The following is a 16,303-nucleotide window of genomic DNA, read 5'->3' on the forward strand; positions in this document are numbered from 1 at the left end:
ATGGCGATCCAAGCAGCAGAGATTTCTGCGATCCTTAAGGACCAGATCAAGAATTTCGGCCAGGAAGCTGAAGTTGCGGAGGTTGGCCGTGTGCTCAGCGTGGGCGACGGTATCGCCCGCGTCTTCGGGCTGGACAACATCCAGGCCGGCGAGATGGTGGAATTCCCCGGCGGCATCCGCGGCATGGCGCTGAACCTGGAATCGGACAACGTCGGTATCGTGATCTTCGGCTCGGACCGGGACATCAAGGAAGGTGACGTCGTCAAGCGCACCAACTCCATCGTGGACGTTCCCGTCGGCAAGGCGCTGCTGGGTCGCGTGGTGGACGCGCTGGGTAACCCGATCGATGGCAAGGGCCCGATCGAGACGACCCAGCGTTCGGTTGCCGACGTCAAGGCGCCGGGCATCATCCCGCGTAAGTCGGTGCATGAGCCGATGCTGACCGGCCTGAAGGCCATCGACGCGCTGATCCCCGTTGGCCGTGGCCAGCGCGAGCTGATCATCGGCGACCGTCAGACCGGTAAATCCGCCGTGGCGCTGGACGCCGTTCTGAACCAGAAGTCGGTCAACGACACCGACGACGAGAGCAAGAAGCTGTATTGCGTCTACGTCGCCATCGGCCAGAAGCGCTCGACCGTTGCGCAGCTGGTGAAGAAGCTGGAAGAAACCGGCGCGATGGCCTACTCCATCGTCGTGGCCGCGACCGCGTCCGAGCCTGCACCGATGCAGTACCTCGCACCCTATTCCGCGACCGCCATGGGCGAGTATTTCCGTGACAACGGCATGCACGCGCTCTGCATCTACGACGATCTGTCCAAGCAGGCCGTGGCCTACCGCCAGATGTCCCTGCTGCTGCGCCGCCCGCCCGGCCGCGAAGCCTACCCCGGCGACGTTTTCTACCTGCACTCCCGCCTGCTGGAGCGTTCGGCGAAGCTGAACGAGGACAACGGCTCGGGCTCGCTGACCGCGCTGCCGATCATCGAAACCCAGGCAGGCGACGTGTCGGCCTATATTCCGACGAACGTGATCTCGATCACCGACGGTCAGATCTTCCTTGAGACGGAACTGTTCTTCCAGGGCATCCGCCCCGCCGTGAACACCGGTCTGTCGGTGTCGCGCGTTGGCTCTGCCGCGCAGACCAAGGCGATGAAGTCGGTTGCAGGCTCGATCAAGCTGGAACTGGCGCAGTACCGCGAGATGGCCGCCTTCGCGCAGTTCGGCTCGGACCTCGACGCCTCCACCCAGCGTCTGCTGGCCCGTGGCGCGCGCCTGACCGAGCTGCTGAAGCAGCCGCAGTACTCGCCGCTCACCAACGCCGAGCAGGTCATCGTGATCTACGCCGGTACGGCAGGCTACCTGGACAAGATGCCCGTCAGCGACGTGAAGCGTTTCGAAGCAACCTTGCTGAGCCACGTGCGGTCCAACAACAAGGACCTGCTGGCCGACATCGCCAACAACGATCGCAAGGTCGCCGGTGACCTGGAAGAGGCCATCAAGTCGGCAATCGACGCTGTCGCCAAAGATTTCGCCTGATCTGAACGCCTTATAGGGAAGGAGTGACTGGCCGATGCCAAGCCTCAAGGACCTGAAGATACGGATCGAAAGCGTGAAATCCACGCGGAAGATCACCAAGGCGATGCAGATGGTCGCCGCGGCAAAACTGCGCCGCGCCGAGGAAAACGCACAAGCCGCGCGGCCCTACGCCGACCGGATGAACGCGGTTCTGTCGAACCTTGCCAAGGGGGCCAAAGACAGCCCCTCTGCGCCCAAGCTGTTGACCGGCACGGGCCAGGAAAAGACCTACCTGCTGATCGTCGCCACCGCCGAGCGCGGCCTGTGCGGCGGTTTCAACTCGTCCATCGTCAAGCTGGCGCGGACCGAGGCGAACAAGCTGCAATCCGAAGGCAAGACGGTGAAGATCATCACCGTCGGCAAGAAGGGTCGCGAGCAGTTGCGCCGGGACAAGGCTGACCTGCTGGTCGGCCATGTCGATCTGTCCGAGGTTAAGCAGGTCGGTTACGACAACGCCCACGGTATTGCGATGGACGTGCTGTCGCGTTTCGCGGCCGAGGAATTCGACGTGTGCAAGATCTACTTCAACACCTTCAAGTCGGTGATCAGCCAGATCCCGACCGCGGTGCAGTTGATCCCGGCCACGTTCGACACGGTCGAGGGCGGTGACGACAAGGGGACGCTTTACGATTACGAGCCGGAGGAGGAAGCCATTCTGGCCGATCTTCTGCCGCGCTCGATCGCGACGCAGATCTTTACCGCACTGCTGGAAAACGCCGCATCCGAACAGGGCGCCCGGATGAGCGCCATGGACAATGCGACGCGCAACGCGGGCGAAATGATCGACAAGCTGACGATCCAGTACAACCGGTCGCGGCAGGCTGCGATCACCAGCGAACTCATCGAGATTATCTCGGGCGCGGAAGCGCTCTAACGGGACGGAGATAGCAATATGGCTAACGCAACAGGCAAAATCACACAGGTGATCGGCGCGGTCGTCGACGTCCAGTTCGAGGGGGAGCTGCCGCAGATCCTCAACGCACTTGAGACGGACAACAACGGTAACAAGCTGATCCTGGAAGTCGCCCAGCACCTCGGTGAGGGGACGGTGCGCACCATCGCCATGGACTCGACCGAAGGTCTGGTCCGCGGCACCCCCGTCAGCGACACCAACGGCCCGATCATGGTTCCCGTGGGCGACGCGACACTGGGCCGGATCATGAACGTGGTCGGCGATCCCGTGGATGAGAAGGGCCCGGTCGAAGCGACCGAGTTCCGCCCGATTCACGCCCCCGCGCCCGAGTTCGCCGAGCAGGCGACCTCGTCCGACATCCTGGTCACCGGCATCAAGGTGATCGACCTTCTGGCGCCCTACTCCAAGGGTGGTAAGATCGGTCTGTTCGGCGGTGCCGGCGTCGGCAAGACGGTTCTGATCCAGGAACTGATCAACAACATCGCGAAGGTGCACTCGGGCTACTCGGTTTTCGCCGGTGTGGGTGAGCGGACCCGTGAAGGGAACGACCTGTACTACGAATTCATCGAATCCGGGGTCATCAACGCTGACGACTTGACGAAATCGAAAGTGGCTCTGGTTTACGGTCAGATGAACGAACCGCCGGGTGCGCGTGCGCGTGTTGCCCTGTCCGGCCTGACCATGGCCGAGCAGTTCCGCGACCAGTCCGGGACCGACGTTCTGTTCTTCGTCGACAACATCTTCCGCTTCACGCAGGCCGGGTCCGAGGTGTCCGCACTTCTGGGCCGTATCCCTTCGGCCGTGGGTTACCAGCCGACGCTGGCCACCGACATGGGCCAGATGCAGGAGCGGATCACCTCGACCAAGGCCGGCTCGATCACGTCCGTGCAGGCGATCTACGTGCCTGCGGATGACTTGACCGACCCCGCGCCCGCGACGTCCTTCGCGCACCTCGATGCGACAACGGTTCTGTCCCGTGCGATTTCCGAGCTCGGCATCTACCCGGCGGTTGACCCGCTCGACTCCACCAGCCGTATCCTCGATCCGGCCGTTGTGGGCGAAGAGCATTACCAGGTCGCCCGTGACGTTCAGGGGACGCTGCAGCGCTACAAGTCGCTTCAGGACATCATCGCCATCCTCGGGATGGACGAACTCAGCGAAGACGACAAGCTGACCGTGGCCCGCGCTCGTAAGATCCAGCGTTTCCTCAGCCAGCCGTTCGACGTGGCCGAGGTGTTCACCGGGTCGCCCGGTGTGCAGGTGCCGCTGGAGGATACCATCTCCTCGTTCAAGGCCGTTGTTGCCGGTGAGTACGATCACCTGCCCGAATCGGCTTTCTACATGGTCGGCGGTATCGAGGACGTGAAGGCCAAGGCCGAGAAGATGGCCGCAGCGGCGGCCTGATCCGGTGATGGCGGAAGGGCGGACCCAAGCTGCACCCGGCGTCCTGAAGCGGTTGAAGAAGACCGCCAAGGCGCTGGAACGTGGCTGGGTCGACCGGTTCGACCCGCTCGAATCCGCCCGCCGCGCCCATCGCGAGGCTTACCACGCGCGCAAGCGCAAGTTTCTGCGCCGCTACGTTCCCGAAGGGGGCGTCGGCGCGGAGGTGGGGGTCTTCTGGGCGCATTTCTCGGAAGTGCTGGCGGGCCATTTCAAGCCCGCCAAGCTGTACCTGGTCGATCCCTGGGACCGGCTGCACGGCGAAACCTTCAGCTGGAGCACGCCCTACACGCTGGACGGCACGTTGAAGACCCGTGACGCCATGGCTCGGGCCGAAGCGCTTGCCAGGCGGTATCCCGGCGTGGTCGAGGTGCGCAAACAGTACTCGACCGAGTTCTTCGCCGAGATCCCGGACGGCACGCTGGACTTCGTCTACCTGGACGCGGCCCACAAGTACGAGGATGTGCTCGCCGACCTGACGTGCATCTGGCCCAAACTGAAGCCGACCGGCGTGCTGATCGGCGACGACTATTTCGAAGACCCCGGCGCGAAACATGCCGGGACGAAACGTGCGGTGGACCATTTCGCCAAGCGTCACGACATTGCGTTGATCAAGGAAGATCACTACCAGTACATCCTGCCGCGCGCCGATGCGCCCCTGCCGGATGAGGAGAATGGAACCCATGCGACTTGATATCGTCACCCCCGAACGGCAGCTCTTTTCCGCCGAAGTCACCAGCGTGCGCCTGCCCGGTATGGAAGGCGACATGACGGTGATGGAAAACCACGCCGCGACAGTAACCACCCTGCGCCCCGGCATCGTCACCGTGGTCGGCGGCGACTCGGCGGGCGAGTTCGTCGTGACCGGCGGTTTCGCGGAAATCTCCACCGACGGCGCCTCGATCCTGGCCGAGCGTGCGATGCCCCGCGCCGATGCGAACGCCGACATCCTGCAAGGCGTCCTGGCCGAGGCGAAAGCCGCTGTCGAGATCGCCGAAAGCGGCGAAGCTTCGGCAGCTGCGCGGATGCGTGTGAACGACGTCACCGAACTGATGAAGCTGGTCGGCTGATCAGGATAGGCGGAATACGAATATGGAACTGACGCTCGTTCTTGCGAACCAGCGCTCCGGGTCCACGCTGCTCTGCCAGGACATTTTTTCCCTGGGCGGTATGGGCCGCCCGGGCGAATATTTCCTGAAGGTCGTTGGTGGGGGCAAGCCCAAGCCCGGCGTTACCGAGGCGACGATCCGGGACATCCTTCAGCAGCCCCAGGCGACCGGCGATTCCGGGGTCGCGGCGATCAAGCTGATGGTGAACTACGCGCCCCGTATCATCCAATACATCACCGGGGACCAGGATTCGCGCCCCGAGCCGGAGGCCGCCTGCAAGGCGTTCATCGACTGGGCCCGCCAGAATTTTGACGGCGTGAACCTGATCGTTCTGACCCGCGAAAACGCGATCGACCAGGCGATCAGCCGGATCACCGCCAAACGCACCGGCGTCTACCATAGCCAGGGTGCGGCGGGGTCCACGCCCCAGGATCTGTTCGCAAAAGACAATCCCGAGAAACTGCGCAACGCGATCCTGCGCGCCGCGATGATCGCGGCAGAGGAGCGGGACGTCCTGCTGCGCGTCGCCGCGGCAAACCCCGATATCGCGTTGCACCTGACGTATGAGTCCATCGCCGCCTCGGTCGAGGATACCTCCCGAAGGCTGCATGAGCAGGCCAGCCGGTTCCGTATGACCCCGCGGGCGGCTGTGGCCCAACGCACGCTGCGCAAGCTGGTGACGGATGAAACCGCCGACAGGCTGCGCGCGGGCGTCAGGGCCTACGTCGAAAGCCGCCTGCTGCCCTACCTCTGAGCGGGGTCAGAGCTGGCCGAGGTGCCGGTCTAGGTGGTCCAGCCGGTCCTGCCCCCAGAACAGCTGATCGCGCACGACGTAGCTGGGCGATCCGAAGACACCGGCGTCGATGGCGTCCCTGGTGAACCGCTCGAAGGTATCGATCGCGCCGAGCATGTCGTGATCCGCGAGGGCAGGGTCAAAGCCCGCTTCCTTCAGGCAATCGCGGACCACGGCGCCGTCGGCGATATCCTTTTCGTTGGTCCAGGTGCTGCGCAGCAGAGCGTGCACCAGCAGGCCCAGGTCCCCGCCGCCCACCTTCTGGGCGGCGATGACGGCAACCGTGCCGGGCACGGGATTCATCGGCCAGTGTGCGGGTTCGCGGTTGATCGGCAGGCCGGTCATGTCGGCGATGCGGGCAAGGTCCTGCATGCGGTAGGCGCGGCGCGCGGGGGCGCGTTCGGCCAGCGGGACGAAGCCGGTTTCCTTGCCGACCTCGCCCAGGTTGAAGGGCTTGTAGGTCACGCTGGCGCCGTGTTTCGCCGCGATCCCTTCCAGCCGCTGGCCAGCCAGGTAGGTGAAGGGCGACAGCAACGTGAAGTAGTAGTCGATATGGGCCATTTTCCTCGCCTTTCCGCCGTATATGCGCGATCTGCCGCATGATGGAGCCCCTTGCGGACTTTGCAAGGGCGGGCGGGGATGATACGGGAAAGCCCATCCGGCCCTGACACACGAGACCCTTATGAGCAACCAGCCCAAGCTGATCTCCGGCAATGCGAACCGACCACTGGCGGAGGGGATTGCCCGCCGCATGAGCTTTCATCGCGGCGAAAGCGTACGCCTGTGCAAGGCACGGGTGGAGCGTTTCAACGACGCGGAAATCTTCGTCGAGGTGTTCGAGAACGTGCGCGGCGAGGATATGTTCATCATCCAGCCCACCTCGAACCCGGCGAACGACAACCTGATGGAGCTGCTCATCATCGTCGATGCGCTGCGCCGTTCCTCGGCCGACCGGATCACCGCCGTGATCCCCTATTTCGGCTATGCACGGCAGGACCGGCGCACCAAGGCGCGCACGCCGATCAGCGCGAAGCTGGTGGCGAACCTGCTGACCCGCGCCGGGATCGAGCGGATCCTGACGATGGACCTGCACGCCGCGCAGATCCAGGGTTTCTTTGACATTCCGGTGGACAACCTCTACGCCTCCCCCGTGTTCGCGCTGGATATCAAGCACCACTTCGAGGACACGAGCGACATCACCGTCGTTTCCCCCGACGTGGGCGGCGTGGCCCGTGCGCGCGAACTGGCCGAGCGGATCGATGCCGACCTCGCCATCGTGGACAAGCGCCGAGCGGCACCCGGTGAGATCGCCTCGATGACCGTCATCGGCGAGGTGAAGGACCGCAAGTGCCTGATCATCGACGATATCGTGGACACCGCCGGCACCCTGTGCAAGGCGGCGGACCTGCTGATCGAGCAGGGCGCGAAGGAAGTGCACGCCTACATCAGTCACGGGGTGCTCAGCGGCCCGGCGGTGGAGCGGGTGACAAGCTCGAAGATGAAGTCGCTGGTGATCACCGACTCGATCCAGCCCACGGCCCCGGTGCTGGCGGCGCACAACATCCGGATCATTCCGACCGCGCCGATCTTCGCGCAGGCGATCCAGAACATCGCCAACGGGACCTCGGTGTCGTCGCTGTTCGATGACGAGACGCTGTCGCCCATCTACGAGGTCGCCTACCCGGCTAAGATGCGGGCCTGATCGGTGATGGCCGCGCCGCTCAGCGCCCTTGCCGCAACGGATGAGTTGCCAGAGTTGAGCGGCAAGACCTTCCTTCTGGGGATCGGCGCGCAAAAGGCGGGAACAAGCTGGCTTGACCGGTACGTTCGGGCGCATCCGGATGTGGCGATGACCCACATGAAGGAGGTGCATTTCTTCGATGCGCGCTTTCGCCCCCGCCTGTTCGGGAATTTCCATACGCGGGCCGTAAAGCGCCTGCGTGAGGCGGTGGAGAAGCATCAGGACAGCAAGATGCGGCTTCGTCGCGGCATGTTGGAGCGAATCGACCGCGTCCGCATGATCGAGGACGACCGCGCCTATCTTGAGATGTTCGCCCGAATCGCCGCCCCCGCGAAACTGGTGGGGGAAATAACCCCGTCCTACGCCGCCCTAAACGCGGCAGCCTTCACGGATATCCGGCGTTTCCTGAAAAGCGCCGGGATGACCCCGCGGGTCGTTTTTCTGATGCGTGACCCGATTGAGCGGATCTATTCCGCCGCGCGGATGCGCTTTCGCGACAGCGGCCAGCCGCGTGGGATCCGGGCGCAGGATATCGCCCTGCGTGCGATGCATGAGCCGAGCAACATCGCGCGCGGGCGCTATGACCGCACGATCAAGGCGCTGGAAGCGGCCTTCCCCCCTGAAGAGCTGTTCATCGGATTTTACGAAACGCTCTTCACCGAGGATACGGTCGAGGCACTTTGCGCTTTCCTGGGCCTCAGCGTCATCCCGGCGGATTTCGGAGAGGTGCGCAACGCCTCGCCCCGCGATGGGGACTTCACCCCTGAGGAAGAGGCGCAGCTGATGCAGATGCTGCGCCCGGTGTACCGCTATTGCCGCCGGCGTTTCGGTGATGACCTGCCGGAAGCGTGGCGCAAGCCCTAGGCGGTCAGCTCTGCGCGATACTCAGGAGCTGTTCGATCGCGTCCCGTGTCGTCGCCCAGTTGGTCACCATGCGCACGTCAATCGTGGGGCTATCCGGGTTGCTGGGCATGGAGGCGCTGTCCTCGCCGTATTTCGCACCGCCTGCCTGCAGCGTTCCGTGCAGGGCGCGGGGCAGGCGCAGGAACAGCATGTTCGCCTCGACCGGGTGCAGCGCGGTGACACCGTCCACCCCGAGCAGCCCGGCGGCCAGTTGCGCGGCGCGGGCGTTCGCCGTCTCGGCGAGCGAGCGCCACAGTTCATCCTCAAGATAGGCCTGCATCTGCGCGGCCAGGAACCGGTGCTTGGACAGAAGCTGCGCCCCGCGCTTGCGGCGCAGCTCGAACTCCCAGGCGTAGGCCGGGTCGAACAGTACCACCGCCTCGGCGGCCATCAGCCCGTTCTTGGTCCCGCCCAGGCTGAGCGCGGTGACGCCCGCCTTCCAGCTCATCTCGGCCGGGGTGCAGTCCAGCGCCTGAAGTGCGTTGGCAAAGCGCGCCCCGTCCATGTGCAGCGGCACGCCGGCCGCCTTCGCCGCCGCGCCGATCGCGCGCAGCGTCTTGAGGTCATAGACCGTGCCGCGTTCGCTCACCTGGGTGATGCTGACGGCGCCCTTCTGTACGTTGTGCACGCCCTGGGGGGCTGCGCGGCGCAGCGCCTCGGCCACGGTGTCCGGGGCCAGCTTGCCGTTGTCGCCCTCAAGCAGGGTCAGGCGGGCGTTGGAATAGAATTCCGGCGCGCCGCATTCATCGTCCACCACGTGGGATTGCCGGTGGCAATAGATCGTCGCCCAGGGCGGGCACAGCGTGGCCAGGCTGAGCGCGTTCGCCGCCGTGCCCGTCGCCACCAGGTAGACGGAAGCCTCGGGTGCCTCGAACAGCTCGCGGATGCGCGCGGTCACGCCCTCGGTCAGCGCGTCGCTGCCGTAGGAGCCGCTGTAGCTGGAAGCGGCCCGGCTCATCGCCCGGATCACGTTGGGATGCGCGGGGCCCGCGTTGTCGGAGGTAAACCACATCACTGCAATCCTTCCACGATGTATTCCTCGAGGTCGTCCTCGTCGATCTCTTCCTCCGAGATCATGTGCCCCGCCAGCGAGATCCCCGCCTCGGCCACGCTTTCCGCCCGTCCGCTGATCAGCGGGTGCCAGTCGGGCAGCGGCTGATCCTCGGCCAGCAGGCGATAGGCGCAGGTGCCGGGCATCCAGTACAGGACCGACGGCAGCGTCTTGGGGCTGATGACCACGCAATCGGGCACCTTGGCCTTGCGGTTGGCGTAGTCGCGGCAGCGGCAGGTGTCGGTGTCCAGAAGTTTGCAGGCGACGTTGGTGTATTCCACCTCGCCCGTGTCCTCGAACTCCAGCTTGCGCAGGCAGCATTTGCCGCAGCCGTCACAAAGGGCTTCCCATTCGTCGCGGGTCATGTCCGCCATGGGAACGGTTTCCCAGAAGCGCGGGCGCAATCCCGAGCGTTTGATCGGATCATCTGTCATGGGGCTCAGACCAGTTCTTTCAACGCGGCGCGGGCGTTGGCACTGTCCTTGTCCATCTGCGCGATCAGGGCATCAACGCTGTCAAAGGACTCTTCGGGGCGCAGGAAGGACACCAGCGCGACCGACACGTCGGCGCCGTAGAGATCGACCTCGAAGTCGAAGACATGGGTTTCCAGGTTGGGCGCGTTCACCCCGAAGGTCGGCCGCACCCCAAGGCTTGCGACGCCGTGGTAGTTCCCCTTGTTCGGCCCGCTGAGAACGTCGAACAGCACGGCATAGACGCCGAAGCGCGGCAGGTGCAGCCCGTCGAGCGACAGGTTTGCGGTGGGATAGCCCAGCTCGCGCCCACGCTGGTCGCCCTTGATGACCTGCCCGTCGATGCGGTGCCAGTGGCCCAGCATCCGGGCCGCCTCGGCGGTGTCGCCGTTGGTCAGCGCCTCGCGGATCGCGGTGGAGGAATAGTCACGGTAGTTGGTACCCACCAGTGGCGCGATCGATACCTCGAAGCGGTGCGTCCGCCCCAGCGCCTGCAACAGGTAGGCATCGCCGCGCCGGCCCTTGCCGAAACGGAAGTCCGCCCCAATAACCGCGTGGCGGATGCCAAGGCCCGCGACCAGGATCTCGGCTACGAAGTGATCCGCACTCATCGCGGCCATGCGATAGTCGAAGGCCAGCTCGTAGAGTTGGTCGATGCCAATCTTCTCTAGCCGGTGCGCGCGGCCGTCGGCGTTCATCAGGCGGAACGCGGGCGCGTCGGGGGCGAAATGGCTTCGGGGATGCGGTTCGAAGGTGACGACGCCCAGCGGGCTGTTCAGCTGCGCCGCCGCTGCGCGTGCCAGCCCGATGACGGACTGGTGGCCAAGATGCACACCGTCGAAATTGCCTATGGCAACGCTTGCCCCTCGGTCGCTTGGGGCCAGGCCTGTGTAGTCTGTGTGGCGTCGCATCGGGCCCTGTCTGCCAGGGCTTGGATGCCTGGCCTAGTCGAATTTGCGGCTCGGCGCCAGAACCAGCGCTTCACCCCTCAGCACGACGGTATCACCCACCATGCATCTGCATTCAAGTGTGACCCGACGTTTTGCATAGTCAATGGCTTGCACGGCGACGATCGCCTCGACCCGGTCGCCGGGGCGCACGGGGGCCATGAACTTCAGCGACTGGCCAAGGTAGACGCTGCCGTGGCCGGGCAATTGCTCGCCGATCACGGCCGAGATCAGGGCCGCGGTCAGCATTCCATGGGCGATGCGCCCGCCGAAGATGGTTTCGCGGGCGTAATCCTCGTCCAGGTGGACCGGGTTGTGGTCCATGGAAAGGCTGGCGAAGGCGGCGATATCCGCGTCCGTGATGGATTTGGAGATCGAGCGGGTCGTCCCGATCTCGAGATCCTCGATGCAGATCGTGCCGACGGGAAAGTTGTGCTGAGCATGATCGAGCATCGGCCGTTTCTCCGGACTGGAACGGGCCGGGCGAATCCCGGCCCCGGGCCTTGGATACTCCAAGCCAAGGGCAGGTGCAACTTCATTGCGCAATAAAGTTGCTATAATTTGCGCTGCTGCGCCATTTCGTTACCTGATCAGCGCAGGCGCCCCATGGCGGCGGTGGCCGAAAGCCGTGAGTCCCGCAGGTAGGCTTCCAGCGCATCGGGATCGGGGGTACCTTCGATCGTGCGTGTTTCCTCTGCCGCCAGGCCGCCGGTGATGAACAGCGTGTCCAGTCCTTCCGCGACGCCGCCCTTGATGTCGGTGCTGATGCCGTCGCCGATGCACAGGATCGCCTCGTCGCCGATCTGCTCCTTGCGGATAGCTTCGGCGCGCTGGCGCGACAGGCCGTATATCGGCGCATGGGGCTTGCCGAAGTAATAGGCGGGCCCGCCGAGCGACTCGTAGAACGCCGCCAGCGCGCCGGCGCAGTAGATCCGCTGATCGCCCACGTCCACGACCACGTCGGGATTGGCACAGAGCAGCTTCAGCCCGCGTTGCTTCGCGCGCATCAGGGTCAGGCGGTAATCCTCGGGGGTTTCGCTGCGATCGTCGAACAGCCCGGTGCAGACGACGCTGTCGGCGTCCTCCAGGGGGACACGCTCCACGTCCAGCGGGGTGCCATCCTCGGCCTGGAAGAACACGAGGTCACGTTCGGGGCCGATGTGGTGCACCTTCTTGCCGAACAGCCCCGCCGCCAGGGCCGCCTGCGCCGCATCCCCGGAGGAGGCGATGTCGTCATAGCAGTCGTCGGGCGCGCCGAGGCCCTTCAGCTGTTCGGCCACCGCCCGGCGGGGGCGGGGGGAGTTGGTGACCAGGATGACCGTGCCCCCGGTCTTGCGGAAGGCGGTCAGCGCCGCGGCGGCGGCGGGGTGCACCCGCTTGCCGTCATGCAGGCAGCCCCACAGGTCACAGTAAAGCACGTCATATCGTGCGGAGATGTCGCTGAGCGCGGTGATGATCTGGGTCATGAGTGTTCTTTCCTGGCGGGGGGTGTCCGCCGATTACCCGTCCAGCCGCCGGATCGCAAATCCTTCTGCCTCCAGAAGGTCCAGCAGCCCGCCCGTGCCGCCCAGGTGCAGCGCCCCCACGGCGATGACGCGGTTGCCCTGCTCAAGCTTCGGGCGCAGGGTCTGCACCCAGGCGGTGTTGCGCGCCTCCAGGAGCAGGCCGGTGAAGGTCTCGGCCGCTTGCATGGCGGCTGTCGCCGAGGCCGCTTCCACGAAGGCATCTTCCGTCAGCACCATGGAAAAGGACCAGATCTGCATCACCTTACCGGCAAGGTAGAGCTGCTTTGTCGTTTCGAGGAAATCCTCCGCCATGGTGTAGGACGGCAGGCCCATGCGCAGCATCTCCACCTGCTCGTCGTAGGGCACGTCGGAGAACAGGCCGAACACGTCATCGAAGCTTTCCAGCCCGCTGACCGGGATGTCGCGCGCCTTTGCGCCGGCCTCGATCCGCCGGTCCAGGATCTGCTTGCCGGAATACTGATCCTCCAGCACGCAGGCGGGGTTGGACAGGGTGATCATCAGGAACCACGGGGCGATCTGGTCGGCCAGGTCGGCGTCGATGCCCAGGGGGGCCGCCAGCTCCGTTATGGCGGCCCATTCGGCGGGCAGCAGCGAATCGCTCAGTCTGCGGTCGGGCGCGGCGAGGATCACCTCTGGGTTAAGGATCAGGTTGCGCATCATGCGCTGTTCTTCCTCGCGGGTGATTTCGATCAGCAGTTCCTCGGCCTCGGCAAGGCGGGCCATAAGCGCTGCGGGCGGGGTGGCGACGGCGTCCTCGGACAGGTGGATCGTGCCGAAGATGACCGAGCTCGCGCCATTCTTGGTGACCTCGAAAAAGCGGCCCTCGGGGTAGGGCTCGGCGTTGGCCATCTGCTCGACCTCGGCGCGGAAGTCCGGGGTCCAGTCCGCCGAAAGGTCGATGCCGTTGCACGCGGCGTAAGCGGCGGGCGTGAACACCGAAAGGACAAAGACGGACAAGGCGCGGACGAGGTGCATTGGGCAGGCTCCAACTTCTGGCTCTGGGGCTGGGAGCGAGTATCGCGGGTTGCGGCGGAAATTCCACCTCCGAATGCGATGGCGCGGGGGTTGACTCGCTTGTTGGCGATGCCTATCTCCGCTTTGTTGGCACTCAGGGATGGGGAGTGCTAACCGAGCGGCTTTTCCCATCCACCTGACAATCTGGATAGCGAAGAGGAGCGATATCCATGAACTTCACACCTCTGCACGACCGCGTGCTGGTCCGCCGCATCGAAGGCGAAGAAAAGACCGCAGGCGGGCTGATCATCCCTGACACCGCCAAGGAAAAGCCTGCCGAAGGCGAGATCATCGCAGTAGGCGCCGGCGCCCGCGATGAAGATGGCGACCGCATTTCCATGGACGTCAAGGTCGGCGACCGCATCCTGTTTGGCAAATGGTCCGGCACGGAAATCAAGATCGACGGTGAAGACCTGCTGATCATGAAAGAGAGCGACATCCTCGGCATCATGTCCGACAGCGCGGCTTCCGCAGCGGCCTGAAGGCCTGACGCCGACTGATCCGAAACTCAAGACTGACGGAGACTTAACGAATGTCCGCTAAAGACGTCAAATTCAACACGCACGCCCGTGACAAGATGATGAAGGGTATCGATACCCTTGCAAACGCTGTCCGTGTGACGCTGGGCCCCAAAGGCCGCAACGTGGTGCTCGACAAATCCTTCGGTGCACCGCGCATCACCAAAGACGGTGTGTCCGTGGCCAAGGAAATCGAACTTGAGGACAAGTTCGAGAACATGGGCGCCCAGATGGTCCGCGAAGTTGCTTCGCGCACCAACGACACTGCCGGTGACGGCACCACCACCGCCACCGTTCTGGCCCATGCCATCGTCAAGGAAGGCATGAAGTCCGTTGCCGCCGGCATGAACCCGATGGATGTGAAGCGCGGCATCGACCTGGCCGTGACCAAGGCTGTCCAGTCGATCAAAGACGCGTCCCGTGCCGTTTCCGGTTCGGACGAAGTTGCCCAGGTTGGCACCATCTCCGCCAACGGCGAATCCGAGATCGGCCGCCAGATCGCTGACGCGATGCAGAAGGTCGGCAACGAGGGTGTCATCACCGTCGAAGAGAACAAGGGCCTCGAGACCGAGACCGATGTTGTCGAAGGCATGCAGTTCGACCGTGGCTACCTGTCGCCCTACTTCATCACCAACGCCGACAAGATGACGACCGAGCTCGACGACGCCGTCATCCTGCTGCACGAGAAGAAGCTCTCCTCGCTTCAGCCGATGGTTCCGCTGCTCGAAACCGTGATCCAGTCCGGCAAGCCGCTGCTGATCATCGCGGAAGACGTGGACGGCGAAGCCCTGGCGACCCTGGTCGTCAACAAGCTGCGTGGTGGCCTGAAGATCGCTGCCGTCAAGGCGCCGGGCTTCGGTGATCGCCGCAAGGCCATGTTGCAGGACATCGCCATTCTGACCGGTGGTCAGGTGATCTCCGAAGACCTGGGCATGAAGCTCGAGTCCGTGACCATGGACATGCTGGGTTCGGCCAAGAAGGTGTCCATCACCAAGGACGAGACTACCATCGTCGACGGCGCTGGCGAAAAAGCCGAGATCGAAGCACGGGTCACCCAGATCCGCGCGCAGATCGAGGAAACCACCTCCGACTACGACCGTGAGAAGCTGCAGGAGCGTCTGGCCAAGCTGGCTGGCGGTGTTGCCGTGATCCGCGTTGGCGGTGCGACCGAAGTCGAAGTGAAAGAGCGCAAGGACCGCGTTGACGATGCCCTGAACGCGACCCGTGCGGCCGTGCAGGAAGGTATCGTCGTCGGTGGCGGTGTTGCCCTGGTTCAGGCGGCGAAGTCGCTGCTCGACATGACCGGTGCAAACTCCGATCAGGACGCTGGTATCGCCATCGTGCGCCGCGCGCTGGAAGCGCCGCTGCGTCAGATCGCGGAAAACGCCGGTGTCGACGGTGCGGTTGTGGCTGGCAAGATCCGCGAAAGCGACGATCTGGCCTTCGGCTTCAACGCTCAGACCGAAGAATATGGCGACATGTTCAAGTTCGGTGTGATCGACCCCGCCAAAGTGGTGCGTACCGCTCTTGAGGACGCTGCCTCGGTTGCCGGTCTGCTGATCACCACCGAAGCCATGGTCGCCGACAAGCCCGCCAAGGAAGGCGCAGGCGCTGGTGGCGGCATGCCCGACATGGGCGGCATGGGCGGCATGATGTAAGCTGCGCCCAAAGGTGCTGATTTCGGAAGGGGCCCCCTCGCGGGGCCCCTTTTGCGTTCCGGCAGCAGCGGGCACCGTAGGGTGGGTTCCTGTGAACCCACCATCCCCGGCGGGCCGGGCGGTGCTACAGCCGTCGCTTGAGGAACACCATCACCCGCCCGAGGTCGGGGTATTGATCGTAGGTCGTGCTTTCCGGGAAGGGCGGCACCTTTTCGAACCCGAGCGAGGTGTAGAGGCCGAGCATCTCATGGTTGTTGCGCAGGGTATCGACCAGCAGCTCCCAAAGCCCCATGGCGCGCGCCGCGTCGATCCGCATCTCCACCAGCCGCCGCCCCACGCCATGCCCGCGCGCCGCGTCGCGAACGAACAGCCGCTTCAACTCACCCCGCGTGGGGCCGATCGCCTTGAGCATGCCGCAGCCCAGCAGTGCGCCCTGCGCGTCATGCGCCAGAACCGTCGCGCCCCGTGGCGGCAGGAAATCCCCCGCGTTGTCCCAGTAGTCCTGCAAAAGCGTGTCGATGTCGAAGGCAGGTCCGCCGGCGGCGTCGATCCGCGCGACGATGAAGTGGTAGTACTCGCGCAGCAGCGCCGTCATCGCGGCGCGGTCTTCCGGAGGGGTTTCGAGCAGGCTGTAGGTAGGTGTCATGG

Annotated in this window: 18 protein-coding genes; 10 read left to right on the forward strand and 8 right to left on the reverse strand. The window is 64.6% G+C overall.

Translation table 11 applies throughout. The annotated features are described in order from the left end of the window. The 6 genes from atpA to DJ029_RS05135 are packed head-to-tail and all read left to right on the forward strand — an operon-like array spanning position 1 to position 5,788. Positions 1-1,533 (forward strand): F0F1 ATP synthase subunit alpha, encoded by a 1,533-nt coding sequence (gene atpA, locus DJ029_RS05110; protein ID WP_112321216.1) that lies wholly within the window; start codon positions 1-3, stop codon positions 1,531-1,533. A gap of 34 nt (positions 1,534-1,567) precedes the next feature. Beyond that, entirely contained in the window at positions 1,568-2,446 is an 879-nt protein-coding gene (locus DJ029_RS05115; RefSeq protein WP_112321217.1) for a F0F1 ATP synthase subunit gamma, read from the forward strand. A gap of 18 nt (positions 2,447-2,464) precedes the next feature. Next, a complete protein-coding gene (gene atpD / locus DJ029_RS05120; protein WP_112321218.1) occupies positions 2,465-3,889 on the forward strand; it encodes a F0F1 ATP synthase subunit beta in 1,425 nt (474 codons plus the stop codon). Between the two features lie 7 nt (positions 3,890-3,896). After that, positions 3,897-4,619 carry a class I SAM-dependent methyltransferase gene (locus DJ029_RS05125; RefSeq protein ID WP_112321219.1) on the forward strand — a complete coding sequence of 241 codons (723 nt, stop codon included), beginning with the start codon at positions 3,897-3,899 and terminating at the stop codon, positions 4,617-4,619. Next, positions 4,609-4,995: an ATP synthase F1 subunit epsilon gene (gene atpC, locus DJ029_RS05130; protein ID WP_157966272.1), complete on the forward strand. Its 387-nt coding sequence runs from the start codon at positions 4,609-4,611 to the stop codon at positions 4,993-4,995. The genes DJ029_RS05125 and atpC overlap by 11 nt, the downstream gene beginning before the upstream one ends. Before the next feature lie 22 nt (positions 4,996-5,017). Continuing rightward, positions 5,018-5,788, forward strand: coding sequence for a Stf0 family sulfotransferase (locus DJ029_RS05135; RefSeq protein ID WP_112321220.1), 771 nt, complete (start codon positions 5,018-5,020; stop codon positions 5,786-5,788). Between the two features lie 6 nt (positions 5,789-5,794). On the opposite strand, the gene DJ029_RS05140 is transcribed toward DJ029_RS05135, so the two are convergent. After that, on the reverse strand, positions 5,795-6,388 hold the full coding sequence (locus DJ029_RS05140; protein WP_112321221.1) for a 2-hydroxychromene-2-carboxylate isomerase: 594 nt from the start codon (positions 6,386-6,388) through the stop codon (positions 5,795-5,797). Between the two features lie 121 nt (positions 6,389-6,509). Here DJ029_RS05140 and DJ029_RS05145 point away from each other — a divergent pair, with 121 nt between their 5' ends. After that, the gene (locus DJ029_RS05145; protein ID WP_112321222.1) at positions 6,510-7,529 is read left to right on the forward strand and encodes a ribose-phosphate pyrophosphokinase; all 1,020 of its coding nucleotides are present in this window, start codon (positions 6,510-6,512) and stop codon (positions 7,527-7,529) included. Between the two features lie 6 nt (positions 7,530-7,535). Further along, positions 7,536-8,432, forward strand: coding sequence for a sulfotransferase (locus DJ029_RS05150; RefSeq protein ID WP_112321223.1), 897 nt, complete (start codon positions 7,536-7,538; stop codon positions 8,430-8,432). Positions 8,433-8,436: 4 nt separating this feature from the next. On the opposite strand, the gene DJ029_RS05155 is transcribed toward DJ029_RS05150, so the two are convergent. The 6 genes from DJ029_RS05155 to DJ029_RS05180 form a co-directional block, all read right to left on the reverse strand. Next, complete coding sequence (locus tag DJ029_RS05155) at positions 8,437-9,483, reverse strand: threonine aldolase family protein (RefSeq protein WP_112321224.1); 1,047 nt, start codon at positions 9,481-9,483, stop codon at positions 8,437-8,439. Then, on the reverse strand, positions 9,483-9,956 hold the full coding sequence (locus DJ029_RS05160; protein WP_112321225.1) for a YcgN family cysteine cluster protein: 474 nt from the start codon (positions 9,954-9,956) through the stop codon (positions 9,483-9,485). Before DJ029_RS05160 ends, DJ029_RS05155 begins: the two co-directional genes overlap by 1 nt. A 5-nt stretch (positions 9,957-9,961) precedes the next feature. Further along, entirely contained in the window at positions 9,962-10,903 is a 942-nt protein-coding gene (locus DJ029_RS05165; RefSeq protein ID WP_112321226.1) for a bifunctional riboflavin kinase/FAD synthetase, read from the reverse strand. A 33-nt stretch (positions 10,904-10,936) separates the two neighbouring features. Continuing rightward, entirely contained in the window at positions 10,937-11,392 is a 456-nt protein-coding gene (locus tag DJ029_RS05170) for a MaoC family dehydratase (protein ID WP_112321227.1), read from the reverse strand. A gap of 137 nt (positions 11,393-11,529) precedes the next feature. Further along, complete coding sequence (locus DJ029_RS05175) at positions 11,530-12,405, reverse strand: TIGR01459 family HAD-type hydrolase (protein ID WP_112321228.1); 876 nt, start codon at positions 12,403-12,405, stop codon at positions 11,530-11,532. 33 nt (positions 12,406-12,438) lie between these two features. Continuing rightward, on the reverse strand, positions 12,439-13,440 hold the full coding sequence (locus DJ029_RS05180) for a TraB/GumN family protein (RefSeq protein ID WP_157966273.1): 1,002 nt from the start codon (positions 13,438-13,440) through the stop codon (positions 12,439-12,441). 209 nt (positions 13,441-13,649) lie between these two features. Between DJ029_RS05180 and groES the strand changes: the two genes are divergently transcribed. Together groES and groL are read left to right on the forward strand one after the other, a co-directional pair. Further along, entirely contained in the window at positions 13,650-13,961 is a 312-nt protein-coding gene (groES, locus tag DJ029_RS05185) for a co-chaperone GroES (RefSeq protein WP_112321230.1), read from the forward strand. A gap of 50 nt (positions 13,962-14,011) precedes the next feature. Beyond that, a complete protein-coding gene (gene groL, locus DJ029_RS05190; protein ID WP_112321231.1) occupies positions 14,012-15,655 on the forward strand; it encodes a chaperonin GroEL in 1,644 nt (547 codons plus the stop codon). Positions 15,656-15,779: 124 nt separating this feature from the next. Here groL and DJ029_RS05195 read toward each other — a convergent pair whose 3' ends face one another. After that, positions 15,780-16,301 carry a GNAT family N-acetyltransferase gene (locus DJ029_RS05195; RefSeq protein WP_112321232.1) on the reverse strand — a complete coding sequence of 174 codons (522 nt, stop codon included), beginning with the start codon at positions 16,299-16,301 and terminating at the stop codon, positions 15,780-15,782. Between the last annotated feature and the right edge of the window lie 2 nt (positions 16,302-16,303).

This window comes from Oceanibium sediminis (genome assembly GCF_003265325.1).
Classification (GTDB): domain Bacteria; phylum Pseudomonadota; class Alphaproteobacteria; order Rhodobacterales; family Rhodobacteraceae; genus Halovulum; species Halovulum sediminis.

Excerpts from the sequence above, each read along its gene's own strand:
- atpC (WP_157966272.1), top strand. The coding sequence starts at position 4,609 with ATGCGACTTGATATCGTCACCCCCGAACGGCAGCTCTTTTCCGCCGAA.
- atpA (WP_112321216.1), top strand. The coding sequence starts at position 1 with ATGGCGATCCAAGCAGCAGAGATTTCTGCGATCCTTAAGGACCAGATC.
- DJ029_RS05195 (WP_112321232.1), bottom strand. The coding sequence starts at position 16,301 with ATGACACCTACCTACAGCCTGCTCGAAACCCCTCCGGAAGACCGCGCC.
- DJ029_RS05125 (WP_112321219.1), top strand. The coding sequence starts at position 3,897 with ATGGCGGAAGGGCGGACCCAAGCTGCACCCGGCGTCCTGAAGCGGTTG.
- DJ029_RS05180 (WP_157966273.1), bottom strand. The coding sequence starts at position 13,440 with ATGCACCTCGTCCGCGCCTTGTCCGTCTTTGTCCTTTCGGTGTTCACG.
- DJ029_RS05175 (WP_112321228.1), bottom strand. The coding sequence starts at position 12,405 with ATGACCCAGATCATCACCGCGCTCAGCGACATCTCCGCACGATATGAC.
- DJ029_RS05160 (WP_112321225.1), bottom strand. The coding sequence starts at position 9,956 with ATGACAGATGATCCGATCAAACGCTCGGGATTGCGCCCGCGCTTCTGG.
- groES (WP_112321230.1), top strand. The coding sequence starts at position 13,650 with ATGAACTTCACACCTCTGCACGACCGCGTGCTGGTCCGCCGCATCGAA.
- DJ029_RS05115 (WP_112321217.1), top strand. The coding sequence starts at position 1,568 with ATGCCAAGCCTCAAGGACCTGAAGATACGGATCGAAAGCGTGAAATCC.
- DJ029_RS05140 (WP_112321221.1), bottom strand. The coding sequence starts at position 6,388 with ATGGCCCATATCGACTACTACTTCACGTTGCTGTCGCCCTTCACCTAC.
- groL (WP_112321231.1), top strand. The coding sequence starts at position 14,012 with ATGTCCGCTAAAGACGTCAAATTCAACACGCACGCCCGTGACAAGATG.
- DJ029_RS05150 (WP_112321223.1), top strand. The coding sequence starts at position 7,536 with ATGGCCGCGCCGCTCAGCGCCCTTGCCGCAACGGATGAGTTGCCAGAG.
- DJ029_RS05165 (WP_112321226.1), bottom strand. The coding sequence starts at position 10,903 with ATGCGACGCCACACAGACTACACAGGCCTGGCCCCAAGCGACCGAGGG.
- DJ029_RS05155 (WP_112321224.1), bottom strand. The coding sequence starts at position 9,483 with ATGTGGTTTACCTCCGACAACGCGGGCCCCGCGCATCCCAACGTGATC.
- DJ029_RS05145 (WP_112321222.1), top strand. The coding sequence starts at position 6,510 with ATGAGCAACCAGCCCAAGCTGATCTCCGGCAATGCGAACCGACCACTG.
- atpD (WP_112321218.1), top strand. The coding sequence starts at position 2,465 with ATGGCTAACGCAACAGGCAAAATCACACAGGTGATCGGCGCGGTCGTC.
- DJ029_RS05135 (WP_112321220.1), top strand. The coding sequence starts at position 5,018 with ATGGAACTGACGCTCGTTCTTGCGAACCAGCGCTCCGGGTCCACGCTG.
- DJ029_RS05170 (WP_112321227.1), bottom strand. The coding sequence starts at position 11,392 with ATGCTCGATCATGCTCAGCACAACTTTCCCGTCGGCACGATCTGCATC.